The sequence below is a fragment of the Pseudoduganella namucuonensis genome, from assembly GCF_900116645.1.
Lineage (GTDB): Bacteria > Pseudomonadota > Gammaproteobacteria > Burkholderiales > Burkholderiaceae_D > Rugamonas > Rugamonas namucuonensis.
In genome coordinates, this window is sequence record NZ_FPBO01000015.1 from 105,546 (window position 1) to 128,792 (window position 23,247).

Here is a 23,247-nt window from a genome sequence, read left to right on the forward strand (position 1 = left end):
CCGGCTGGACCGGCATCCGATTGTACTTGAGCCTCGGGGGGGATGGTGCCGGGGCGCGGGAGGAGGCTACCCGGCGGTGATCAGGATGGCCCTGAAATCATTGACGTTGGTCCGGGTCGGGCCGGTGATGAGCAGGTCTTCCAGCCGGCTGAAGAAGCCGTAGCCGTCGTTGTTGGCCAGGCTGGCCTTGGCGTCCAGCCCCATGGCTTGCGCGCATGCCAGCGTCGACGGCCGCAGCACGGCGCCCGCGTTGTCCTCGGTGCCGTCGATGCCGTCGGTGTCGCAGGCGATGGCGTAGGTCGATTCCTGCCCGTCCAGCGCGATGGCCAGGGCCAGCAGGAACTCGGCGTTGCGTCCGCCGCGGCCGTTGCCGCGCACCGTCACCGTGGTCTCGCCGCCGGACAGGATCACGCAGGGTCTGGGCAGGGGCTGGTCGCGCCGCAGCACTTGCCGCGCGATGGCGGCGTGCATCAGCGCGATGTCGCGCGCCTCGCCCTCGATGCTGTCGCCCAGGATCAGCGGGGTGCAGCCATGCTCGCGCGCCACCGTGGCGGCCGCGTCGAGCGCCTGCTGCGCGGTCGCCACCACGCTCACCTGGTTGTCACGCAGCCTGGGGTCCATGGCCGTTGGCGCCGCGCGCGACGGGTCGAGCAGCAGCGCGCGCAGCGACGCGGAGACGGCGATGCCATACTTGTCCAGCACGCGCAGCGCGTCGCCGCCCGTGCCATGATCGGCGATGCTGGGGCCGGACGCGACCACCGCCGGATCGTCGCCGGGCACGTCGGAGATGACCAGCGTGACCATCCGGGCCGGATGACAGGCCAGCGCCAGCCGGCCGCCCTTCACCGCCGACAACTGCTTGCGGACGCAATTCATTTCCTGAATGGCCGCGCCGGACTTGAGCAAGGCGGCGTTGATCTGGCGTTTCTCGCGCAACTCGACGCCCTCGGCCGGCATCGACAGCAAGGCCGAACCGCCGCCGGAAATGAGGAAGACCACCAGGTCGTCCGCGGTCAGGCCGCGCGCCATCTCGAGCATGCGGCGCGCGGCGGTGACGCCGGCGTCGTCCGGGATCGGGTGCCCGGCTTCGATGATTTCTATCCGGCCGCAGGCCTCGCCATGGCCGTAGCGGGTCACGACCAGCCCCTCCAGGCCGCCCTGCCAGTGCCGCTCCAGCGCCAGCGCCATGCGGGCCGACGCCTTTCCGGCGCCAAACACCAGCGTCCGGCCTTTGGGCGGCGGCGGCAGATGGGCGGGGAGCACCAGCAGCGGATCGACCGCGTCCACGGCGGCGCGGAACATCTGGCGCAGCAGGTCGCAGGGATCGCCGGCGGCGCGGGCGCCGGCCAGGTTGGTGTGGGTGGCTGTCATATGCATCCTCGGTCTCTCTCCTCTATTCCCGCGGCCGGATGGACTGGCGGGTTGGACCCACTATAAGAAGCGCCGCGGCGGCGGTCCAATGGTAAGAATTCATCCTCCGCATGAGGATTTCGAATGACGGCCCGGCCCCGGACGCGGTACACTGTATATAAATACAGTCCGCAGCGCGCAGCAATGATCAAAGTTCTGGAAAACGAGTTTTATTACCTGGACAACTTCCACCAGGTTTTGCATTGGATAGGCGAGCGTTACGACGATCTGCTCGCGGACGACGAACGCGCCTTCCTCGCCACCTTCCCCACCCTGCCCCGTTCCTCGCGCGCGCTGTTCGTGCGCATGGTCATGCGCAAGGGAATGCTGTTCCGCGCCAGCAAACTGGCGTACGCGGAAATCGGCTGCGCGCAGGAGGCGGCCCGGCCGCTGGCCGAGCTGAAGTGGATAGACGCCGATCCCGTGCTGACGCTGGACCAGCTGTTCGAGCTGCTGCAAAAACCGGAGATCTGCCGCCTGTTCAAGCTGAACGGCCACGAGAAAAGCGCGCGCAAGGCCGAACAGCTGGAGGCGCTGCGCGAGCGGCACGGCGGCGCGCACCGCTATTCGGCGTGGTGCGGCGAGGCCTGCGACCAGGTCTACCACATCGTCGCCAAGCCGCTGTGCGACCGGCTGCGGCTTATCTTCTTCGGCAACTACCACCAGGACTGGTCGGAGTTCGTGCTGTCCGACCTGGGCGTGTACAAGTACGAGAAGGTGGCGTTCCCGCCGTCCGCGCGCGGCTTCCGCACGCGGCGCGACATCGACAGCTACCTGGAGCTGCACCGCTGCCGCGAGCGCTTCCACGACAACGAGCCGCCGGCGGACGTGCTGAAGGACTTGCCGCCGGTGGCCGACAACGAGTGGCTGAGGAGCCGGCGCGACAAGCTGCTGTTCCAGATGGCGCAGCACCTGGAAAAACAGCGGGACTGGGAGGGCGCCCTCGCCATGTACGCGGACTGCGGCTACCCCGGCGCGCGGGCGCGCCGCATCCGCGTGCTGGAGAAGCACGAGCAGCTGGGCCGCGCCTACGCGCTGCTCGGGCAGGCGATGGCGCAGCCTGAGAGCGAATCCGAGCGCCAGCAACTGCTGCGCATGGAGCCGCGCCTGCGCCGCAAGCTGGGCCACGCCAAGGCCGCCGCCGCGCCCGCCGCGCCGGTGGTGCGGCTGGACCTGAGCCTGCCGCTGCCGGCGCCCGAATGCGCCTGGCATGTGGAGGGCGTGGTGCGCGACCACCTGGCGCGCGCGGACGCGCCGGTGTACTACGTGGAGAACGCGCTGATCAATTCACTGTTCGGTCTGCTGTGCTGGGACGCCATCTTCACCAGCATCCCGGGCGCCTTCTTCCATCCCTACCACCACGGCCCGGCCGACCTGCACAGCGCCGACTTCCACCGCCGCCGCGCCGCCCAGTTCGCCGCCTGCCTGGCGCAGCTGGAGGATGGCGGCTACGCCGGCACGATACGCGCCAACCTGGCCGCCAAGGCCGGCATCCAGTCGCCGTTCGTGTTCTGGGGCCTGCTGGACGAGCAACTGGTGGAACTGGCGCTGGCCTGCATCCCGCCGGCGCACATGCGCAAGTGGTTCGAGCGCATGCTGCTCGACATCAAGGCCAACCGCAGCGGCTTCCCGGACCTGATCCAGTTCTGGCCGGCGGAGCGCCGCTACCACATGATCGAGGTGAAGGGGCCCGGAGACCGGCTGCAGGACAGCCAGCTGCGCTGGATAGCCTATTGCGCCGAGCACCAGATGCCGATCACCGTGTGCTACCTGCAATGGGCGGAATAATGGACGAGGTAGTGGGCGCACCAAGTCCGCCGGTCTACACCGTCGCCGTGCGCGCGCTGTGCGAGTTCACCGCCAAGGCGGGCGACCTGGACCTGCGCTTCACGCCCACGCCCACCGCGCAGGAGGGCATCGCCGGGCACGCGCTGGTGGCGTCGCGGCGCGGCGACGGCTACGAGAAGGAAATCAGCCTGTCCGGCGAGTTCGGCCCGCTGCGCGTGCGGGGCCGCGCGGACGGCTACGACCCGCGGCGGAACCAGCTGGAGGAGGTGAAGACCCACCGCGGCGATCTGTCGCGCATGCCGGACAACCACCGCCGCCTGCACTGGGCCCAGCTGAGGGTGTACGGCCACCTGCTGTGTTGCGCGCGCGGGCTGGATGAGCTGCGGCTGGCGCTGGTGTATTTCGATATCGGCAGCCAGAAGGAAACCTTGCTCACGGAAAAAGCCAGCGCGGCGTCGCTGAAGGCGTTCTTCGAGGAGCAATGCGGCCGGTTTCTGGCCTGGGCGGAGCAGGAAATGCTGCACCGCGGCGCGCGCGACGCGGCGCTGAAAGCCATGCGTTTCCCGCACGCGTCCTTCCGGCCCGGACAGCGCCAGCTGGCCGAGGCCATGTACAAGGCCAGCACCCGCTCCTGCGCGCTGCTGGCGCAGGCGCCGACCGGCATCGGCAAAACGGTGGGCAGCCTGTTCCCGCTGCTGAAGGCCACCGCCGAGCATGGGCTGGACAGGGTGTTCTTCCTGGCCGCGAAGACGTCCGGGCGGCGCATGGCGCTCGATGCCGTGGCCACGCTCGCGCGGGCGCATGGCGATGCCATGGCGTCGCGGACGCAGGCGCACGACGGCGCCTTGCCGCCGCCATCGCAGGCGCGGGCCCGTCCGCTGCTTCCGCTGCGCACGCTGGAACTGGTGGCCCGGTCGACCGCGTGCGAGCATCCGGACAAGGCCTGCCACGGCGAATCGTGCCCGCTGGCCAAGGGCTTCTACGACCGGTTGCCGGCGGCGCGCGGCGCGGCCCTGCTGGAGCCGATGCTGGACAAGGCCGCCGTGCGCGAGGTCGCGCTGGCGCACCAGGTCTGCCCCTACTACCTGGGCAGCGAACTGGCGCGCTGGGCCGACGTCATCGTCGGCGACTACAACTACTACTTCGACATCAGCGCCTCGCTGTACAGCCTGACGATGCTGAACGACTGGCAGGTCAGCGTGCTGGCGGACGAGGCGCACAACATGGTGTCGCGCGCGCGCAAGATGTATTCGGCGGAGCTGGAGCACGCCGGCCTGCGCATGCTGCGCAAGACCGCGCCGGAGACGCTGAAGAAGGCGCTGGACCGCGTGCACAAGCAATGGAACGCGCTGGAGAAGGAGCAGGAGGGCGAGTACCTGGTCCACCAGGAGCTGCCGGAAAAGCTGATGGACGCGCTGCAGACCGCCACCACCGCCATCGGCGATTACTACGCCGAGCATCCGACTCATGTGGACGAGGACTTGCAACGCTTCTACTTCGACGCGATGAACTTCGCGCGGCTGGCGGAAAGCTTCGGCCAGCACTCGCTGTTCGACATCACCAAGAGCGGTTCCGGCACCCGGTCCAACTCCGTGCTTTGCCTGCGCAACATCGTCCCCGCCCCCTTCCTGAAGCCGCGCTTCGAGGCGGCGCGCTCGGTGGCGCTGTTCTCCGCCACGCTCAGTCCCTGGAACTACTACAGCGACACGCTGGGCATGCCGGCCGACACCGCGTGGGTCGATGTCGAATCGCCCTTCATCGCGGAGCAGCTGTCGGTGCGGGTGGCGGGGCATATCTCCACGCGCTACCAGCACAGGGAAAGGTCGCTGCGTCCCATCGCCGCGCTGATGGGCGAGCAGTACGCGCGCCAGCCCGGCAACTACCTGGCCTTCTTCAGCAGCTTCGATTACATGGAGAAGGCGGCGGCGCTGTTCGCGCAAGTGCATCCCGGGGTGCCGGTGTGGCTGCAGGAGCGGCGCATGGACGAGGCCGGCCGCGAGCACTTCCTGGCCCGCTTCCACGCGGACGGCCGCGGCATCGGCTTCGCGGTGCTGGGCGGCTCGTTCGGCGAGGGCATAGACCTGCCGGGCGCGCGGCTGATCGGCGCCTTCATCGCCACGTTGGGACTGCCGCAACTGAATCCGGTCAATGAGCAGATACGCCAGCGCATGGACGCCATCTTCGGCGCGGGCTACGACTACACCTATCTGTACCCGGGACTGCAAAAAGTGGTGCAGGCGGCCGGCCGCGTGATCCGCACCGAAACCGACCAGGGCACGGTGCACCTGATCGACGACCGCTTCGCGCGGCCGGAGGTGCGGGCGCTGTTGCCCGCGTGGTGGCGCGTCGAGCGTAGAACGGACTAGGTTTCGCAGCGCACGTTCCACGCCGTGAGTTCGCGTCCGCGCTTGCGCACCGACACCACCGCATCCCCTCCCCGCTCGCCGCGGTAGGTGAAGCGGTAGTAGCCGTCGGCTCCCATGCCCACTGCGGCCAGCTTGAACTTGTGCGCGCGTATCGGCGCGCATTGCGTGTTGCCCGCGAAGAGCAGGCGCGCGCCCTGCAGCACCTGGCCCTGCCGCTCCAGCACCGTGACGATGTCCCTGTCCCCGATCTCGCTCCTGAGCTCCACGCGTTCGGGCGATACACCGCAGTCGCTGGCGCGGTCCAGCCACGCGTGGCGCGCCTCGCCGCCGCTGGCGCTCCAGCGCCCGCCGTCGTAGGCGTAGGGCGTGCGGCGCGCGAGGCACAGCCGCCACGCGCCGCGCTGCGGCCTGGTCTCGGCCCACGCCGCCACGCGCCATTCGCGCGCGCCCTCGTCCCGCCGGATATCGAACACGGGCTTGAGGTCGGCGCCGCCCGCCTGTTTCAGGAAGGCCGCGAAGGACTTGATTTCGTCGGGGGTGGCCTGGCGCGTCTCCGCCCGCGCCGCGGCCGCGCACACCAACAGCGTGATGGCCGGCAGCATCCTCATTGAACGCCGATCCCGATCACGGTCACGCCGGTCGTCACTTGGCCGGCCGCGTTGTTGGCGTGCTTGTTGTCCATCTTGATACTCCCCGGTCGATTCAAATTGTTTTTGCGGCGGCGGTGGTGATAATGCCCCAGACCAGCTGTTCGCGCCAGACTCCGGCGGGGAAAAGGAAAGGGCTCAGACCTTGCGGTGTGAGCCCTTGTGGGGAGGTGGCGCGGCGGAACTTTCAAGAACGCCCTCCGCTATTCATCTTTTGATCGTACATCATCAGGCCCCAGCCCAGCTGGCGGCGGATTTCCTCGGGCGTGGGCGGCGGCTTGACTTCCTGCGAGCGGCGTTCGAGATATTCACGCACCACGTATTTGGATGGGTGGTTTGTCTGTGTCATGATGACCTCCGTTTTTGTATTAGTAACGCCAGCCTGCGATCCAGTAAGACGCCAGAGCCAGCCTACGACTTTGGAATTGGTGCCGGTTCTCGAGGCGTCCGGCCCACCTGCGGTTGAGAGTGGGTGCAGCGGGTTTCGCTACACTGTTCATCAATCACGCAAGTCCATCTTATGCCTGCGACCCGCCAGGGACCGTACGTTGACGCACACTTATCCCGTCGATTGTTTGAGGCAGGTCAAAATGCTGTAGGACGGAATCCTGTCTATTTGCGCGCGCAGGATTACACCGGTTTTCCGGCGCGTTTTCGAGGGGCTTTCACAGCTTCCGCTGCAGGAATTCGAGGAAGCAGGCGATGCGCTGGGCGAGCTGCGTGTTGCGGTAGTAGACGGCGTGGATCTGCTGCTTGTAGCCGGTGCCGTGCTCCCGCAGCAGCGGCACCAGGCGGCCCGCCGCGATGTCGGCGCGCGTCATGAAGTCGGCCAGGCAGACGATGCCCTGGCCTTGCAGCGCCAGCTGGCGCAAGGTCTCTCCGCTGGAGGCGGTGAGCGCCGGCGCCACTTGCAGGCTGTTGCCGGCCGCGTGGCGCAGCGGCCACACATTGCCCTGTTCGTATTGCGCGAAGCCGAGCAGGCCATGCTGGCGCAGGTCCTCCGGGGCGGCGGGCGCGCCGTGGCGCGCCAGGTAGTCCGGGCTGGCCAGCACGTGCAGCGGACTGGCGCTCAGGGCGCGCGCGTGCAGCGTGGAATCGGTGAGCGCGCCGATGCGGATGGCGATGTCGGTGCGGTGCTCTATCAGGTCGGCGATCTGGTCGTTGCTGGTCAACTCCAGGCGGATGGCCGGATACAGGGCGCGGAACTCGGCCACGTGCGGCACCACGCAATGCAGCATGAAGGGCGAGGCCGCGTCCACGCACAGGCGGCCGGCCGGCTGCTGGCGGCGCATGCGGATGGTTTCCTCGGCCTGTTCCATGGCGCCCAGGATGGCGCGCGCCCGCTCCAGGAACAGCTGGCCCTCCTCGGTCAGCTCCATGCGGCGCGTGGTACGCGTGAGCAGCGTGGTGGCCAGCTTTTCCTCCAGGCGCGACAGCGCGCGGCTGACGCCGGACGTGGTCTGCCCCAGGTGCACGGCGGCCGCGCTCAGCGTGCCGCTGTCCACCACGGCCGCGAAAATCCTCAGGTCGTCCGAATTGATATCCACGCGCGCTCCACCATGTCCATGGCCCCGATTATATGTGATGACCCAGCGGCTACTATATTGCTACGCTGCACCGCAACACATTACATTAATGAAGTAATTTTAAAGCGAGCTGTGCTACATTATCAAGGTTGGTAGATAGGAAAACTTGCTTGAAAGACATTAAACTGTGATGGGGATTGCAGTTTTCCGTCTACCGGCGACGTTTCCACATCTAGAGGGGTATCACATGACGAAAACCTTATTCAGCAAGGCTACGGCCTCGCTGCTGCTGTCGGCCGGCCTGTTGGCAAGCCAGGCGGCAAGCGCGGACGTGCTGGTTTTCGACGAGTCTGGCAACGCCACGTTCGGTGTCACGCACACCGACGCCGGCAGCTATACCGACGAATTCCTGTTCAGCGTGGCCGCTGAAAGCGAGGGCTGGGCCAGCGGAACGGCCATAGCCGGCAAAACCCTCGTTGGCGCAAGCCGGCTCTTCAACTACGGCCTCACCAGTATCGGATTTTTCCAGGTGAACGCCGACAGTACCCGCACCTTGCTGGGCACTGGCTTCAGCGGTGGCGGCACGGCCGATTTCTTTCCGGCCGGCAAGCTCACCGCAGGGAACTACGGCTTCACCGTCCAAGGGCAAACGACTTTGAATGGCCTGGGCGGTTCTTACGCGGGCAACCTGAACCTGGTCACCGCCCCCGTCCCCGAACCGGCAAGCTACGGCATGCTGGCCGCGGGACTGGGCATGCTGGCGTTCACCGCGCGCCGCAAGAAGAACGAGAAGCTCGGCTGAGTTCCTGTTGTGCCTGCAATCCGCGCCGCGCGGGTTGCAGGCCCTTTCCCTTCCCATTTTCTTTCCGATACAGCCTTCCGGGCAGGTATGCAAAATTTGCAACTCGTCGCTTGCGATTTTTGCTAACATCGCCGTTCCCAGCCCTACAGGAGGTTATATGGTCCACCAGAAGACGGCCCGTTTCATGGCCGCGTTGTTTGCAATGTTGATGATTTCCGGCGCACCCGCGCTGGCCGAGCAGGCCGCACCCAAGCTGGCCAATGTCACCATCCTCGCCACCGGCGGCACCATCGCCGGTAGCGGTGCCACTTCCACCACCACCGTCGGCTACACCGCCGCCACCGTCGGCGTGCAGCAGCTGATCCAGAGCGTTCCCGAACTGGCCAAGGTGGCCAATGTGACGGGCGAGCAAGTATTCCAGATCGCCAGCGAAAGCATGACCAACGAACACTGGCTGGCGCTGGCCAAGCGCGTCAACGCGCTGCTGACGCAGAGCAACGTGGACGGCGTCGTCATCACGCACGGCACCGATACGATGGAAGAGACCGCCTACTTCCTGAACCTGGTCGTCAAGAGCCGCAAGCCGGTGGTGCTGGTGGGCGCGATGCGTCCTTCCACCGCCATGTCCGCCGACGGCCCGATCAACCTGTACAACGCGGTGCTGCTGGCCGCCCATCCGGATGCGGTGGGCAAAGGCGTGCTGGTGGCCATGGGCGACCAGATCCACGGCGCGCGCGACGTCTCCAAGACCAACACCTCGACCCCGGACGCGTTCAAGACCACCGAACTGGGCATGCTGGGCTACCTGCAGGGCGGCAAACCGTTCTTCTACCGCGTATCCACCCGCAAGCACACGGCCGACAGCGAATTCGACATCGGCGGCCTGACCGCCCTGCCGCAGGTCGACATCGTGTACGGCTACGCCAACATGAACTCCGTGGCGCTGGACGCCTTCGTCGCCGCCGGCGCCAAGGGCGTGATCCACGCCGGCGTGGGCGACGGCAGCCTGGCCGCCAGGGTCAAGCCGGCGCTGAGCGCGGCGCGCCAGAAGGGCGTCGTCATCGTGCGTTCCAGCCGCGTCGGCCAGGGCATCCTGGCGCGCAACGGCGAGGCCAACGACGACCAGCTGGACTTCGTGGTGTCGGACACGCTGTCGCCGCAGAAGGCGCGCATCCTGCTGATGCTGGCGCTGACCAAGACCAGCGACACCAAGGAACTGCAGCGCCTGTTCTACGCCTACTAACGGCCGATCGCCACCGGCGGCGGCCCGCCGCCGGTGGCCCCCGCCTCACGGCATCGCTTCAAACAGCAGCAACTGCGTCACCTGCGTGGCGCTGAAATTATCGTCCGATACCAGCACCAGGGTGTCGTGGCCATTGGCCAGCCTGGGCCCCCACGCCATCCCCTCCAGATTATCCCGCCGCGCCAGCGGCAGCCGGTCGACATCGAGCACCAGCCTTTTGCGCGCCGCCACATAGGCCGCGCCGGACAAGGCCGCGATGCGCTGGATATCGGTGGCGCCCCCCGTGTCCATCTCATACAGCCGCACATGGAAATGGAAGCGCCCCTCGGCGTCCTGCCTGCCGGCGCGCTCCAGTACATACAGGCGCCGCTCGTCCAGCGCCAGGATTTCGGCAATGCCGTTGTCGGCCGGCCTCCCCGGCGCGGCGGCGTGGGGAATCGCGTCCAGCGGATAGGCGTACTGCGCCAGCACCTTGCCGCCCCGGTCCAGCCGCGTGATGCGCGCCACCGCCCCCGCCTCCGTCGTGGGGGGCGCGCCATCCTGGTACAGCGTCGATTCGGCGGCCAGCCAGAGCGAGGCGCCGTCCGGCGCGAAGTCCAGGCCCTCGAACACCCGGTTGTCGCGCGCGCCGTATTCGCGCCCGGGCCAATAGCGGAACATCTCGGGCACCGGCAGCGTGGCGGAGCCGCCGCCACCGGAATGGCGCACCCAGGGCTGCCAGCCCCGCCCGCGGTCGCCCTCGCTGGCGTACCAGATGCCGCCGTCCAGCGGGTCGTGGCGCACCGTTTCGATGTCCGGCGCCTCGCCATCGGGATGGGCGAAAAAGCGCACGCCGGTCAGCGTCGCCGCCTTGAACGCCCGCGCGTCGTAATCGAGGCGCGCCGTGTAGTAGCGCGCCGGGCTGTGCTCCGAGCGGTCGTCGCTGGCCAGCACCCACTCGCCGCCGGCGGGATCGTAGGCGATGCCGGACAGGCCGCCCACCACCGTCCCCATGAAGGCCATGCGCGGCGGCAGGCGCTGCTCGCCGATGAAGCGCAGGCTGGCGCCGGGGACGTGCGCCGCCGCGCCGCGCCGCGGGGCCTCGGGCATGCCGGCGCAGCCGGCCAGCGACGAGGCCAGCAAACAAGCCGCCACACAAGCCGCCAAATAAGCCGCGGAACAAGGCGCCAAACACGCCAGCGCGGCGGCCGGCGCGCGGCCCGGCCGCGGCATGGCCGGGCGGCGGCTCACGGCAAGGTGCCGATGGCCGCGCGGACCAGCGCCAGCAGGGCGTCGTTGCGCACGGCGGTCATCGCCATGGCGTTGGCCTGGTGCCCGCCGTCCATCATCTCGCCGAAGCGGGCCAGCACATGGCCGGCGGTGGCGCCGGGACGCCAGTCCACCTCCAGGTGGCAGGGTTCGCCGGTGAACAGGGTCTCGTCCAGCAGCCAGGCCACCGGGCAGGCGTCGTGCAGCAGCGGGTCCAGCGCCGCGTAGGCCCGCAGCATGGCGGCGGCCGCGCGGCCGCAGGCCGTGTCCAGCTCACCGAAAGAGCCTATCCACGACGGCGACATGATGGCCGAACTGGTGACGTCCAGCGGGAACAGCATGGTGTTGGCGCCGCTGGCCAGCACCATCTCCGCCGCCACCGGGTCGGCGTAGAAATTGAACTCGGCGGCCGGCGTGACATTGCCCGGCACGCGCAGGGCCCCGCCCATGACCAGCAGCCGCCGCGCGCGTCGCAGGATGCCGGGCGCCAGGCTCTCGGCCAGCGCCAGGTTGGTCAGCGGGCCGACCGCCACCAGTTCCACGCTGTGCGGCGGATGCGCCGCCAGCAGCTCGACCAGGCGCACGGCGGCATGGCCTTCCTGCACCGGCGCCGCCGCGCCCAGGTCGACGCCGCCCACGCCATCCTCGCCGTGCACCAGGTTGCAGCGCGGCTCGGCGTAGCCCAGCGGGCGCGCCGCGCCGGCGTACACCGGCACCCGGCCCCGGCCGGCCAGGTCGAGCAGCCTGCGCGCGTTGACGGAGGTGGTCGCCACCGGGCGGTTGCCGGCCACGGTGGTGACCGCCAGCAATTCCAGCGCCGGGCTGCCGGCCGCCAGCAGCAGCGCCAGCGCGTCGTCTATGCCGGGATCGCAGTCGATAATGATGTGCCTCATGCTTGCTCCTGTCCAGATGGGATGGCGGCGCAGCGCGCCGCGTCGATTTCCTGCCGCGACGGCTGCGCCGCCTGGGCGCCCCGGCGCGTGCACGCCAGCGACGCCGCCACGGCGGCGCGGTCCAGCGCCGCCTGGTAAGACCCGCCCGAGGCCACGGCGGCGGCGAACACGCCGGCGAAGGTGTCGCCGGCGCCGGTGGTGTCGAGCACCGTCACCTGCGGCGCCGGCGCGCGCAGCAGCGCGCCGTCGGCCTGCGCCAGCAGCGCGCCCTCCCCGCCCAGCGTGACCAGCACCGCGTTGCCGTGGCCGCGGGCCAACGCCAGCGCCAGCTCCGCAGGCGCGCCGCCGCGCCCGGCCAGCCGCGCCAATTCGCCCTGATTGACGATCAACACATCCACCGCCAGCAGATCCGGCGGCAGCGCGTCGCCCGGCGGCGAGGCGTTCAGCATCACCAGGCAGCCCAGGGCGCGCGCGCGGCGGGCCAGCGCGGCGGTTTCGGCCAGGTCCGTTTCCAGCTGCAGCAACAGCACGCGGGTGGCGCGCAGCGCCTGGTCCGGCACCTGGGCGGCGCGCGCGGCCTGGTTGGCGCCCGGCGCCACCACGATGCTGTTTTCGCCTTGCGCGTCGAGCACGATCAGGGCCAAGCCGGTGGCCAGCCCCGCGATCACGTCCACGCCGCCGGTGTCGACGCCGGCCTGGCGCAGGCAGCGCAGCGCCGGCGCGCCGAACGCGTCGTCGCCGACGGCGCCGTAAAGGCGCACCGGCGCGCCGTAGCGCCGCGCCGCGTGGGCCTGGTTGGCGCCCTTGCCGCCGGGCGACAGCAGGCCCTGGCCGCCCAGCACGGTTTCGCCGGGCGCCGGCAGATGGCTGGCGGCGACGCTGATGTCGGCGTTGATGGAACCGAACACGGTGATCATGCCCCGCTCCCCGCGGCCGCCGGCGCCGTCGTCCGTGCGGGCGTGCCCCCCGCCTCCCGCGCCAGCACCGCCTCCACGGCGGCGCGCGCCGGCAGCGCCGTGCGCGCGCCCAGCGCGGCCACCGTGCAGCTGGCGGCGGCGCAGGCGAAGCGCAGCGCCCGCGCCAGATCGGCGCCGCCGCGCCAGGCCGCCAGGAAGGCGGCGTTGAAGCTGTCGCCGGCGCCGGCGGTGTCGACCACCGTGGCGGGAAACGCGTCCTGGGAGGCGAAGTCGCCGGCGCTGGCGGCCATCGCCCCGGCCGCGCCCATGCTCACCACCACCAGGCGCGGTCCCAGGGCCAGCACGGCGCGCATCGCCGTCTCGCCGGGCGCCATGCCGGTGCCGGCCTCGAAGCCGGCCTGGTTGAAGAACACGATGTCGGCGCGCGAGGCGCGCAGGCGCATGGCCGGCACGTCCGGCGCCACCGCCGCCTCCAGGTCGATCGCGACCAGGGCGCCGTGCCGCCGCGCCAGCGTGCTCAGCAAATCGAACTCCTCCAGGCCGTAGGGCATGGCGTACACCAGCTCGGCCCGCGCCACCGCCTCGGCCAGTTCCAGCGGGTCCGGCGGCGCCGCCGCCATCGGCTGGTAGATCACCGACTTCTCGCCGCCCGGCGCGACGATGACGATGGCCGACGCCGAGGCCTCGCCGGCGTCGCGCCGCAGGCAGCCGTGGTCCACGCCGAACTGCTCGAACGAGGCGCGCAGCAGGTCGCCGTGGGGGTCCGCGCCGGTGCGGCCGTACACCGCGCTGCGCAGCCCCAGGCGCGCCGCCGCGCAGGCGACGTTGGCGGTGGTGCCGCCGGCCAGCACGCCGAGCGGCCGGCCCAGCACCTTGCCGCCCAGCTCCGGCGGCCGCTCGGCCGCCAGCACGATGTCGGCGCAGGGGTCGCCGTAGGACAGCAGTTGCCAGCGCCGCGGCGGCGGCGCCCCGTTTTCGGTTTGTCTCATGTCTATCGCTCCTGTCATCGGCCGTGTCGTCGCGCGCTCAACGCGCCAGCGCGGCCAGGCCGGCGGCCAGCGCGTCGAGATCGAATTCGGCGGCGTTGGCCTGTTTGAATTCCGCCAGCATACCCGGCGGCAGCGCCGCCGTGCCGCGCAGCGCGCCGACGATGGCGCCGGCCATGGTGGCGATGGAATCGGTGTCGTTGCCGATCGAGGCGGCCAGCGCGATGGTGCGCAGCGGGTCGCCCTGGGCGTAGGCCACCACGCCCAGCGCCGCCGGCACCGATTCGGCCGCCAGCACCGAGTTGCCGACCTCGCTCTCCATGCGGCGCAGGAAGGCGTAGTCGTCGCGCTCCTCGGCGGCGATGCGCAGCGCCATCCGCAGCCGCGCCGGATAACTGGGGCCGGCCACCGCGCGCGCGCTGTCGCGCGCCATGCGCGCGCCCGTTTCGGCGCCGGCCAGCGCCGCCGCCAGCACCGTGTCCAGGTCGCGCGTCGCCAGGGCCTGGGCCGTCGCCGCCGCCACCGAGCAGGCGGCGGCGATGGCCACGTCGGTGTCGTGCGAGGGGAAGCAGGTCACCAGCGCGGCGCGGCAGGCGGCGTCGATGCGGCCGGGATGCAGCAGGCCGGCCGGCGCCACGCGCATGGCCGCGCCGTTGGTGGTGCCCACCGTCGTCATCTTGCGGCGCGAGCTGCCGATCACGCCCACCGCGGCCGTGTCGCCGCCCTCCCGCAGGGCCTTGACGATGCCGGCCGTGCTGGGCCCCATGAAGCCGGCCTTGGGGCTGTGCTCCACCCAGTCCAGCAGGCAGTCGACCCACTGCCGCCCGTCCAGGTCGCCGCCGGCGGCCACCATGGCGCGCGCCAGGTAGTACATCTGGCTGGCGTCGTCGGTCACCTCGGCGCGCCGGCCCAGGTTGGCGCCGGCGAAGGTGTCGGCCGGCGGATCGTCGAAGGCCAGCACCAGGCCGCCGTACTTGGCGGCGATTTCGTCTATCGACCATTGCTCGGTCGGCGCGCCCAGCGCGTCGCCCATGCCGGCCAGCGCCAGCGATGCATGGATGCGGTCTTGCAGATCGGATGTCAAAGTCACTCCTTGGTTTTTTTGTTGGATTGCATGCGTCCGGCCAGCACCAGGGCGGCCAGGGTGGTCAGCGGCGGCAGCATGGCCACCAGCTGGGTCGGCCAGTCCAGCGCGCCCAGCCGCATGGCCAGCACCGAGGCGCCGCCGAACAGCAGGGCCGCCGCCAGCGTGCCCGAGGCGCGGCGCGCGCCGAGGAAGACGGCGGCCAGCGCCAGGAAGCCGCGCCCGGCCGTCATGTCGGCCTGGAACAGGGTCAGGTAGCCCATGCTGAGGTAGATGCCGCCCAGGCCGGCCAGCAAGCCGCTCAGCAGCAGGGCCGCGTACTGCATCCGGCGCACCGGGATGCCGGCCGCCAGCGCGGCGCCGCGGTTTTCGCCCACGGCGCGCAGCCAGACGCCGTGGCGGCCGCGGGCCAGCCAGCCGGCCAGCAGGGCCGCCGTCACCGGCGCCGCCAGCAGCAGCACGTGGTGGCCCTGGCCGGATTCGCCGTTCAGCAGCAGGTCCAGCAGGGGCCAGCCGGACAGGCCGGGGATATGCAGGCCCGGCAACGCCGGGCTGTTGATACCGGCCGTGGAGCCCTTGTCGCCGACCAGCGTGGCCAGCAGGAACACCGTCAGGCCGGCCGCCAGCAGGTTGACGGCGATGCCGGCCACGATCAGGTCCGCCCCCAGCTCCAGGTGGAACACGGCCAGCAGGCCGGCCAGCAGCAGCGCCGCCAGCAGGCCGGCCGCGCAGCCCAGCCACGGATACAGCGCCGGCGCCAGACCGGGGAACCAGCGCTGGCCGTACACCGCGCCCATCACGCCGAAGAAGGCGGCCAGCAGCATGATGCCCTCCAGCGCCACGTTGACGCAGCCGGCCAGCTCGGACACCAGGCCGCCCAGCGCCGCGAACAGGATGGGCGTGGCGGCGCGCAGCACCGCCAGCAGCACGGCGGCGGCGCCGCCCCAGGCCAGTTGGTCGAAGGCGCTCATTGGCCCTCCCCGCGCCGGCGCCGCAACGCCAGCTCCAGGCGCCGCGGCAGCAGCCGGTCCGCCACCACGAACAGGATGATCAGCGCCTGGATCACCAGCACCATCTCGCGCGAGACGTCGCTGCCGCGCTCCATGGCCTGCGCGCCGGTGCGCAGGTAGGCGTAGAACAGCGCGGCCCACGGCACGGCGCGCGGATCGTTGCGGGCCAGCAGCGCCACCAGCAGGCCGTCGTAGCCCAGGCCGGGCGCCAGGTCCACCGGCAGCCGCTTCAGCAGGCCGTTGCCGATGTGCAGCCCGGCCAGGCCGGCGAAGGCGCCGCCGGCCGCCATGGACAGCGCCACCGCGCGCCCCACCGGCAGGCCGGCCTGGCGCGCGAAGGCGGGGGCGGCGCCGGTCAGGCGGATCTCGTAGCCCGCCGTGGTGCGCGCCAGCAGCAGCCAGGCGGCATACGCCGCCAGCGGCGCGGCGAACAGCAGCGGCGTGACATTGGTGTGCGCCAGCAGCGGGGCGAAGGTGGCGGCGGCCGGCAGCATCGGCGTGACCAGGAAGCCGGCGGCCGGATCGCACAGCCAGCGCGTGATGGCCAGGCGGTAGAACTCGATGGCGATCAGGTTCAGCATCAGGCTGGACACCATCTCGTTGGCGCCGTGGCGCGCCTTCAGCAGGCCGGGCAGCAGGCCCCAGGCGAAGCCGGCCAGCATGGCCGCCAGCGCGGCGGCCGGCAGCACCAGCCAGGCCGGTCCGCCCAGGTACAGGCTGACGGCGGCGGCGGCCAGCGCGCCCAGGAACATCTGCCCGTCCGCGCCCAGCGAGAACTGGCGCGCGCGGAACGGCAGCGCCACCGCCAGGCCGAGGAAGGTCAGCGTGACGGCGTCCTCCAGCACGGTGCCGAAGCGCGCCAGGCGGCGCACTTGCCAGCCCTGGGCCGGATCCCAATGGGGCTGCGGCAGCGCGCCGGTCAGCAGGGACAGGTAGGCGTGCACCGGTTCGCGGCTGGCCAGCGCCGTCAGCAGCAGGCCGGCCAGCAGCGCCGCCAGCACGGCGATCAACAGGCGTGGCTGGACCGGGCTCATGCCTGCACCCCGCCGCGCGCGCTGAACGGCGAATCCAGCATGGCGGCCGCGCCCTCGTCGCGCCGCGCGCCCGTCATGCGGGCGCCCAGTTCCTCCGCGCCGGCCTCGCCGCCGCGGAAGTGGCCGACGATGCGTCCCTGGAACAGCACGGCGATGCGGTCGGACAGCTCCAGCACCTCGTCCAGGTCGGCCGAGATCAGCAGCACCGCCGCGCCGCCGTCGCGCAGTTCGGCCAGCTGGCGCCGCAGTTCGCGGGCGGCGCCGATGTCCACCCCGCGGGTGGGCTGGCTGGCCACCAGGAAGCGCGGCCGGCTTTCCAGCTCGCGTCCCATCACCACTTTTTGCATATTGCCGCCCGAGAGCGAACCGATGGCCTGCTCCGGCCCCTGGGCCGCGACCCCGTAGCGTTGTATCAGCCGCCGCGCCATGGCGCGCACCGCGCCCGCGTCCAGCCAGCCGAAGCGCGACAGCGGGGCGCGGTGGTAGGCCGCGGCGATGGCGTTGTCGGCGATGCTCAGTTCCGGGGCGGCGCCGTCGCGCAGCCGGTCCTCCGGGATGGCGGCGACGCCGCCGGCGCGGGCCGCGCGCACGCCGGCGCCGGTGAATGCCCGGCCGCCGATGCTGGCGCCGCCCCGGTCCGGCGCCAGCAGGCCGGCCAGCACGCCGGCCAGCGCGTCCTGGCCATTGCCCTCGACCCCGGCGATGCCGAGGATTTCACCGGCGGCGATGTCGAAGGAGACGTCCCGCAGGCGCGGCGCGCCGTCCGGGCGCAGCAGGCCCAGTTCGCGGGCGCTGACCAGCGGCGCGGCGCCGGGCCGGCCGGCGCGCGCCGACGGCGCCGGCGCCATGGCGCGGCCGACGATCATGCGGGTCAGTTCGGCGGCGTCGGCTTCGCGCGCGGAGCCCCGCCCCGTCACGCGGCCGCCGCGCAGCACCGTGTAGCTGTCCGACACGTCCAGCACGTCGGACAGCTTGTGGGTGATCAGGAGCACCGCGTGGCCCTGTTCGGCCAGCGCGCGCAGGGAGGCGAACAAGGCGCGCGACTCGGCCGGCGCCAGCACCGCGCCCGGCTCGTCGAGCAGCAGCACGCTGGCGCCCCGGTACAGGGTCTTGAGGATCTCGACCCGCTGCTGTTCGCCCAGCGACAGCCCGGCGGCGCGCGCCAGCGGATCGATCTCCAGCCCGAAACGCAGGGCCGCCGCGCGCACCCGGCGCGCCGCCTCGTCCATGTCGACCAGGCCGGCGCGCATGGGCTCGCAGCCCAGCACCACGTTCTGCGCCACGCTGAACGAGGGCACCAGCTGCACATGCTGCGGCACCAGGCCGATGCCGGCGGCGATCGCGTCGCGCGGGCCGCGCAGCCGCAGCGGCCGGCCGTCCAGCAGCATCTCGCCGGCGCTGGGTCGCTCCAGCCCGTAGATCATCTTCATCACGGTCGATTTGCCGGCGCCGTTCTCGCCGACCAGCGCGTGGATCTCGCCACTGCGCAGCGCCAGGCCGACATCGTCGTTGGCCAGCACGCCGTTGTCGTAACGCTTGCGGATGCCGCGCAACTCCAGGCGCGGCGTTTCTAGTCGATTGCCCTGCACTGTTTCCCCTTAACGCGGCACGGCCGCGAATGCGCCGGGCACGCGGATGCGTCCGGCCACGATGGCGTCCCGCTGCGCCTCCAGCTCGCGCCACAGCGGCTCGGGCGCCGCGTCCAGCACGCGCGAGCGGCGCGCCAGGCGGATGCCGCCCTCGGCCAGCCCCAGCGACTCGGCGCTGCCGTACGCCAGCCCGCCGTCCAGCTGCAGGCGCAGCGCGCGCAACAGGCCGGCGTCCACCGCCTTCAGCACCGAGGTGACGATGCCGGCGGCGCGGCGCGGATGGCTCTCGCTGTACAGCGCGTACTGGTCCATGTCCACCGCGATCGCGTAGCGGCCCGCCTCGGCCGCCGCCTCGTTCACGCCCTGGCCGGTGGCGCCGGCCGCGTGGAACACCAGGCCCGCGCCCTGCCCGAACTGGGCCTTGGCGATTTCCTTGCCGGCGGCGGGATCGGAGAAGGCGTTGGCGTACTGGCTCAGTATCCTCACCTCCGGGTCGGCGGCGCGCGCCCCGGCGCCGAAGCCGATGACGAAATCCTCGATCACGGGAAAGCGCATGCCGCCCACCACGCCCAGCGCGCTGCCGGCCGGCGCGCCCGGCAAGCCTTGCCGCATCAGGCGCGCGGCCAGGAAGCCGGCCAGGTAGGCGCCCTCGTTCTGGCGGAACAGCATGGAATACACGTTGGCGCAGGCGCAAGCGCGGTAGTCGACCGAGGCGTCGAACACGATGAAGCGCATGGCGGGGAACCCGGCCGCCAGCTTCTGCACATAGGGCACCATGGTGAAGGTGCCGGCCACCACCACGTCGTACTCGCCGCTGTCGGCCAGGTCGGTCAGCGCCGCCTCCCAGCGCGTGGGATCGGTGCCGCCCTCGATCACCCGGGTGCGCACCGGCAGCGTCAGGCGCGCGTGCGCCATGCCGCGCGCGGCGGCGTCGAAGAAGGACTTGTCGCCCAGCGTGCCGTTGATGAACAGGGCCACGCGCAGGCGCGAGCCGTCGTTCTCGCGCGCCGACAGGCGCTGATCCAGGTAGGCCAGGCCATACAGCGCCAGCAATAGCCCCGCCAGCGCGCACAGCTTCAGCGACAATGCCCTTACCGTCTGCTCCATCTCACTCTCCCGATATGGCGGACCGACACGCCAGTGTACCTTCGGCGCGGCGGCCGGTCCGCCGCCGCGTCACAGGCGCGAACGCAGCGTGAAGAACAGCGTGCGCGGGCTGCCCAGGAAATAGCGCCCCGAGGTCAGCGGGTTGGAGGTGGTCAGCTCCGCGCCCACGCCGCCCAGGTAGCGCCGGTCGAACAGGTTGTCGACATTGAAGGACAGCTCGACGTCGCGCAGCATGCCGAGCAAGCTGCCCCGCGGACGGTAGCTGAGCGCCAGTCCGGCCAGCGTGTAGGCCGGCATGTACTCGCGCGGATAAGTGGCCGGGCCGCCGGCGATGACGGTGTTGGCCACCTCGCCATAGGTGCCGGCGGCCTCGCCCACGTATTTGGCGTTGACGCTCAGGCGCCACTGCGCGGCCGGTTTCCACACCGCCTCGGCGAAGGCGCTGCGCCGCGCCGCGCCCAGCACCGGGTCGCCGGCCTTGATGCCCTCGGCCTTGGTGTCGGACACATAGTGCGCGTCGTTGTAGGCGAAGTTGGCGTACAGCTCGTAGGCCCGGCCGGTGGCGCGCGCCGTCAGTTCGGCGCCGCGCGAGCGGATGCCGCCCTGGTTGGCGAAGGTGGTGGTGGCGTCGCGCGAGAAGATGTCGCCGTTCGGATTGCCGTTCTGGATAGAGATGCGGTCGCGGTAGTCGATCGAATACACCGACATGCCGACGCCGTAGCCGTCGCGCTGCCAGCGCAGGCCCAGGTCCTTGTTGAGCGAGGTTTCCGGCTTGATGCCGTTCTTCGAATCCACCGCCGCCGTGCCCTCGAACACGCTGTCCGGTATGGCGCTGAAGTTCTTCGAGCCGCTGACGAACACTTCCCACTCGTCGCCCAGGCGGTACAGCGCCGCCAGCTTGGGCAGCAGCCCCGAGCCGACGCGCAGCGCGCGCACGCCGGCGAATTCCACCGGCGAGCGGTAGCTTTCGCGGAAGCGCTGCCAGGTGGCGCCGACATCGATCTCCAGCTTGTCGTCGAGCAGGATCATCTTGTCCTGCGCGTAGGCCATGGCCGTGTTGGAGGCGTAGTGGCGGTCCTGGGTGACCGAGTACAGCGAGTCTGGCAGGAAGGCGCCGCTGACCGTGGGATCGGTGGCCTGGAACCAGTTGCGCACCTTCTCGCGCTCGGTATGCTCGTACCAGCCGCCCAGCCGCAGGCGGTGGCCGTCGGCCGGCGTGAACGCCACCTCGCCCAGCGTGCCCTTGCGGTCGATCTGGTTGTCGCTACGGCGCGTGCTGGCCTCGCGCGCGCCCCACTGGCTGACGGGATTCATCGCGTACCTGGCGGCGGCCGGGCAACCGGCGGCGCGCAGCGCGGCGGCGCTGGAGCCGGCCGGGATGGCCACGGCGGCCAGTGGCGTCAGCGCGCCGCCGGCGCCGCGCTGGTACTGGTTCTGGTAGCACTCCTGCGCCACCGGCGTGGCGGCGCCCGCCGTCACCTCGCTGTACACCTTGCCGTTGGCCGGCAACTGCTTGTAGGGAACGTAGAACCAGCCATTGCCCTCCTGCTTGTGCAGATAGGGGCTGAGTTTGAGTTTGCCGGTCTGGCCGAAGCGCTGGGTCCAGTCCACATGGGCAAGGATATCCTTGCTGTTGATGCCGCGCGTGCCGCGGTAATTCTGGTCGATGGCCGGGTTGCCGGTCCAGCGGTCGGTCAGCGCGTCGGTGCCGGGATTGCCCTCGAAGGTGGCCTTGTAGAACGGCGCGGCCAGCGCGCGCAGGGCCACCGCGTCGTAGTCGTTGTCGGCGAAGGAGTTCCAGCTGACGGTGGCGCGCAGGCTGGAGCCGCGGCCCAGGTCCTGCAGCACGCGCAGGTCGGCGTGGCGGCGCTGGTTGCGGCCGGACTGCTCGCCCGGCCAGGTGTGCACGTATTCATACGAGTAGTCCAGGTAGGCGCTGGTGCCGGCCGCGGACTTGCCGCTGTCGGCGCGCAGGAAACCGCGCCGGTAGCCGAAGCTGCCGCCCGACAGTTCCACATCGGCGCCGCGCTCCCTGGCCGGGTCGCGCGTCTTGAAATCGATGTAGCCGCCCAGCGCCTGGTTGGATGGCGTGCCCAGGTCGCCGGCCGTCTGCGAGGCGTCGACGCGCACCAGGTTGGCCGTGTCGAGCAGGCGGTTCGGCATGGTGCCGCCGTTCGACAGCGTGGAACCATTGGGGATGCCGTCGACGGAGACGCCGATCTGCTCCTTGTTCAGGCCACGCATACTCAGGCGCATCGAGAAGCTGCCGGTCAGGGCGTCGCTGGAGCTGACCTGCAGGCCGGGCACGCGCGCCAGCAGCTTGAGCGGATCCAGGCCCGCCGGCTGCTGCTGTATGGTTTCCTTGTCGATCACGCTGTTGGCGCGCGCCTCGCCCTTGCCCAGCAAATTGCCGGTGACCTCCACCACGGTCGGCGCCTGGCCGTCCTGGCCGGACGACGCCTCCTGCGCCAGCGCCGCGCTCCCCCACTGCAGCATGGCGGCCGATCCAGCCGCCAGCAATCCGACTTTTCTATACACGATTCCTCCCGGTTGATGGACACACTTGCGTTTTATCAATGCATGGAGGAATTCTATACTGGTATGTACCACTACTCAACACGAAAAAAATAATGACTAAGTGTTTTTCCATTGTTTTCGCACAAACGCAACACTGGTACGTACCAATAATTCTTTTTATGACAAAATGATGACGTGACGCGCGAGACATTCCGGCATATTGCCCGTGCTCCGGAGTCAAGCAGCTATATGGTACGATCCACTCAGGAGAAGTGAACAATGACGAACAAGACCGACACCCCCGCCGCCAAGACCGCCGGCGCGCCGCTCTACCGCCAGCTGGCGGCCACCCTGCGGCAGGAGCTGGAATCCGGCAAATTCGGCGCCAACGCCCCCTTGCCGGCCGAGCGCGACCTGGCCGCCAGCTTCCAGGTCAGCCGGGACACGGTGCGCAAGGCGATACGCCTGCTGGAGGAACAGGGGGTGCTGTACAGCGACCATGGACGCGGCACCTTCGCCGCGCCCGAGGCGGTGCGCCAGATGTCGCGCTTCCTGGACAGCTTCAGCGAGGACACCATCAAGCGCGGCGGCACGCCGGGGCAGCAAATCCTGTTGATGGAGACGGTGGCGGCCGGCATGGCGATCGCCAGCCTGCTGCAGGCCGAGCCCAGCGCGCCGCTGCTGCGGCTGAAACGGGTGCGCCTGATGAACGGAGTGCCGGTCGGGCTGCAGGATTCCTATCTGAGGCTGCCGCCGGGCGCGACGCTGGAACGGGAACAGCTGGAGCGTCGCGGCTCGCTGTACCGCGTGCTGATCGAGGACCTGGGCATCAAGCCGTCCGAAAGCCTGGAAAGCGTGGGCGCCGTCGCGGCGCTGCCGGAGGAAGCCGGCGTGCTGGGCGTGGCGCCCGGCACGCCGCTGCTGATCTGCGAGCGGGTGATGCTGTCGGACCGGCGCGAGCCCATCGAGTACTGCGAGATGCGCTATGTGCCGTCCTACCGCTACAAAACACGCGTCAATAAATGGAGCCTGGGCTGAGGCGGCCCGCAAAGGAGGTCCTGTACGCTACCGGATCCGACA

The 23,247-nt window shown here is 70.5% G+C and carries 19 protein-coding genes; 5 read left to right on the forward strand and 14 right to left on the reverse strand.

What is annotated here, in order from left to right:
* Positions 1-66: 66 nt before the first annotated feature.
* On the reverse strand, positions 67-1,377 hold the full coding sequence (locus tag BM436_RS17040; protein ID WP_093556727.1) for a glycerate kinase type-2 family protein: 1,311 nt from the start codon (positions 1,375-1,377) through the stop codon (positions 67-69).
* A gap of 177 nt (positions 1,378-1,554) precedes the next feature.
* Here BM436_RS17040 and BM436_RS17045 point away from each other — a divergent pair, with 177 nt between their 5' ends.
* Both BM436_RS17045 and BM436_RS17050 read left to right on the forward strand, forming a co-directional pair.
* Positions 1,555-3,198, forward strand: coding sequence for a VRR-NUC domain-containing protein (locus tag BM436_RS17045; protein ID WP_093556728.1), 1,644 nt, complete (start codon positions 1,555-1,557; stop codon positions 3,196-3,198).
* On the forward strand, positions 3,198-5,564 hold the full coding sequence (locus BM436_RS17050) for an ATP-dependent DNA helicase (protein ID WP_229490383.1): 2,367 nt from the start codon (positions 3,198-3,200) through the stop codon (positions 5,562-5,564). Before BM436_RS17045 ends, BM436_RS17050 begins: the two co-directional genes overlap by 1 nt.
* Here the strand turns inward: BM436_RS17050 and BM436_RS17055 are convergent.
* From BM436_RS17055 to BM436_RS17060, 3 genes are all read right to left on the reverse strand, one after another.
* Positions 5,561-6,172 carry a hypothetical protein gene (locus BM436_RS17055; protein WP_143133197.1) on the reverse strand — a complete coding sequence of 204 codons (612 nt, stop codon included), beginning with the start codon at positions 6,170-6,172 and terminating at the stop codon, positions 5,561-5,563. The two genes, BM436_RS17050 and BM436_RS17055, sit on opposite strands and share 4 nt — an antisense overlap.
* A 226-nt stretch (positions 6,173-6,398) precedes the next feature.
* Positions 6,399-6,560 (reverse strand): hypothetical protein, encoded by a 162-nt coding sequence (locus tag BM436_RS37115; protein ID WP_177307275.1) that lies wholly within the window; start codon positions 6,558-6,560, stop codon positions 6,399-6,401.
* Between the two features lie 316 nt (positions 6,561-6,876).
* The gene (locus tag BM436_RS17060) at positions 6,877-7,758 is read right to left on the reverse strand and encodes a LysR family transcriptional regulator (RefSeq protein ID WP_093556731.1); all 882 of its coding nucleotides are present in this window, start codon (positions 7,756-7,758) and stop codon (positions 6,877-6,879) included.
* Between the two features lie 226 nt (positions 7,759-7,984).
* Here BM436_RS17060 and BM436_RS17065 point away from each other — a divergent pair, with 226 nt between their 5' ends.
* On the forward strand, positions 7,985-8,539 hold the full coding sequence (locus BM436_RS17065) for an FxDxF family PEP-CTERM protein (protein WP_177307277.1): 555 nt from the start codon (positions 7,985-7,987) through the stop codon (positions 8,537-8,539).
* Positions 8,540-8,696: 157 nt separating this feature from the next.
* On the forward strand, positions 8,697-9,782 hold the full coding sequence (locus BM436_RS17070) for a type II asparaginase (protein WP_093556733.1): 1,086 nt from the start codon (positions 8,697-8,699) through the stop codon (positions 9,780-9,782).
* Between the two features lie 45 nt (positions 9,783-9,827).
* Here BM436_RS17070 and BM436_RS17075 read toward each other — a convergent pair whose 3' ends face one another.
* The 10 genes from BM436_RS17075 to BM436_RS17120 form a co-directional block, all read right to left on the reverse strand.
* Positions 9,828-10,916: an esterase-like activity of phytase family protein gene (locus BM436_RS17075; protein WP_229490385.1), complete on the reverse strand. Its 1,089-nt coding sequence runs from the start codon at positions 10,914-10,916 to the stop codon at positions 9,828-9,830.
* A 92-nt stretch (positions 10,917-11,008) separates the two neighbouring features.
* Positions 11,009-11,923, reverse strand: coding sequence for a nucleoside hydrolase (locus tag BM436_RS17080; RefSeq protein WP_093556734.1), 915 nt, complete (start codon positions 11,921-11,923; stop codon positions 11,009-11,011).
* Positions 11,920-12,840, reverse strand: coding sequence for a ribokinase (locus BM436_RS17085; protein ID WP_093556735.1), 921 nt, complete (start codon positions 12,838-12,840; stop codon positions 11,920-11,922). Before BM436_RS17085 ends, BM436_RS17080 begins: the two co-directional genes overlap by 4 nt.
* Positions 12,837-13,829, reverse strand: a complete 993-nt coding sequence (locus BM436_RS17090; protein WP_177307279.1) for a carbohydrate kinase family protein — start codon at positions 13,827-13,829, stop codon at positions 12,837-12,839. Before BM436_RS17090 ends, BM436_RS17085 begins: the two co-directional genes overlap by 4 nt.
* Positions 13,830-13,866: 37 nt before the next feature.
* A complete protein-coding gene (locus BM436_RS17095) occupies positions 13,867-14,910 on the reverse strand; it encodes an ADP-ribosylglycohydrolase family protein (RefSeq protein ID WP_229490387.1) in 1,044 nt (347 codons plus the stop codon).
* Positions 14,911-14,912: 2 nt separating this feature from the next.
* Positions 14,913-15,881 (reverse strand): ABC transporter permease, encoded by a 969-nt coding sequence (locus tag BM436_RS17100; RefSeq protein ID WP_093556737.1) that lies wholly within the window; start codon positions 15,879-15,881, stop codon positions 14,913-14,915.
* Positions 15,878-16,954: an ABC transporter permease gene (locus tag BM436_RS17105; protein ID WP_093556738.1), complete on the reverse strand. Its 1,077-nt coding sequence runs from the start codon at positions 16,952-16,954 to the stop codon at positions 15,878-15,880. Before BM436_RS17105 ends, BM436_RS17100 begins: the two co-directional genes overlap by 4 nt.
* Complete coding sequence (locus BM436_RS17110) at positions 16,951-18,543, reverse strand: ABC transporter ATP-binding protein (protein WP_093556739.1); 1,593 nt, start codon at positions 18,541-18,543, stop codon at positions 16,951-16,953. Before BM436_RS17110 ends, BM436_RS17105 begins: the two co-directional genes overlap by 4 nt.
* A gap of 9 nt (positions 18,544-18,552) precedes the next feature.
* Positions 18,553-19,650: a BMP family lipoprotein gene (locus BM436_RS17115; RefSeq protein ID WP_093556740.1), complete on the reverse strand. Its 1,098-nt coding sequence runs from the start codon at positions 19,648-19,650 to the stop codon at positions 18,553-18,555.
* Positions 19,651-19,719: 69 nt separating this feature from the next.
* Complete coding sequence (locus tag BM436_RS17120) at positions 19,720-22,188, reverse strand: TonB-dependent receptor (RefSeq protein ID WP_143133199.1); 2,469 nt, start codon at positions 22,186-22,188, stop codon at positions 19,720-19,722.
* A gap of 258 nt (positions 22,189-22,446) precedes the next feature.
* On the opposite strand from BM436_RS17120, the gene BM436_RS17125 reads away from it, so the two are divergent.
* Positions 22,447-23,205, forward strand: coding sequence for a GntR family transcriptional regulator (locus tag BM436_RS17125; RefSeq protein ID WP_093556742.1), 759 nt, complete (start codon positions 22,447-22,449; stop codon positions 23,203-23,205).
* The last annotated feature ends 42 nt before the right edge of the window (positions 23,206-23,247 follow it).

Excerpts from the sequence above, each read along its gene's own strand:
- BM436_RS17065 (WP_177307277.1), top strand. The coding sequence starts at position 7,985 with ATGACGAAAACCTTATTCAGCAAGGCTACGGCCTCGCTGCTGCTGTCG.
- BM436_RS37115 (WP_177307275.1), bottom strand. The coding sequence starts at position 6,560 with ATGACACAGACAAACCACCCATCCAAATACGTGGTGCGTGAATATCTC.
- BM436_RS17080 (WP_093556734.1), bottom strand. The coding sequence starts at position 11,923 with ATGAGGCACATCATTATCGACTGCGATCCCGGCATAGACGACGCGCTG.
- BM436_RS17105 (WP_093556738.1), bottom strand. The coding sequence starts at position 16,954 with ATGAGCCCGGTCCAGCCACGCCTGTTGATCGCCGTGCTGGCGGCGCTG.
- BM436_RS17125 (WP_093556742.1), top strand. The coding sequence starts at position 22,447 with ATGACGAACAAGACCGACACCCCCGCCGCCAAGACCGCCGGCGCGCCG.
- BM436_RS17040 (WP_093556727.1), bottom strand. The coding sequence starts at position 1,377 with ATGCATATGACAGCCACCCACACCAACCTGGCCGGCGCCCGCGCCGCC.
- BM436_RS17115 (WP_093556740.1), bottom strand. The coding sequence starts at position 19,650 with ATGGAGCAGACGGTAAGGGCATTGTCGCTGAAGCTGTGCGCGCTGGCG.
- BM436_RS17045 (WP_093556728.1), top strand. The coding sequence starts at position 1,555 with ATGATCAAAGTTCTGGAAAACGAGTTTTATTACCTGGACAACTTCCAC.
- BM436_RS17055 (WP_143133197.1), bottom strand. The coding sequence starts at position 6,172 with ATGAGGATGCTGCCGGCCATCACGCTGTTGGTGTGCGCGGCCGCGGCG.
- BM436_RS17100 (WP_093556737.1), bottom strand. The coding sequence starts at position 15,881 with ATGAGCGCCTTCGACCAACTGGCCTGGGGCGGCGCCGCCGCCGTGCTG.
- BM436_RS17090 (WP_177307279.1), bottom strand. The coding sequence starts at position 13,829 with ATGAGACAAACCGAAAACGGGGCGCCGCCGCCGCGGCGCTGGCAACTG.
- BM436_RS17050 (WP_229490383.1), top strand. The coding sequence starts at position 3,198 with ATGGACGAGGTAGTGGGCGCACCAAGTCCGCCGGTCTACACCGTCGCC.
- BM436_RS17085 (WP_093556735.1), bottom strand. The coding sequence starts at position 12,840 with ATGATCACCGTGTTCGGTTCCATCAACGCCGACATCAGCGTCGCCGCC.
- BM436_RS17070 (WP_093556733.1), top strand. The coding sequence starts at position 8,697 with ATGGTCCACCAGAAGACGGCCCGTTTCATGGCCGCGTTGTTTGCAATG.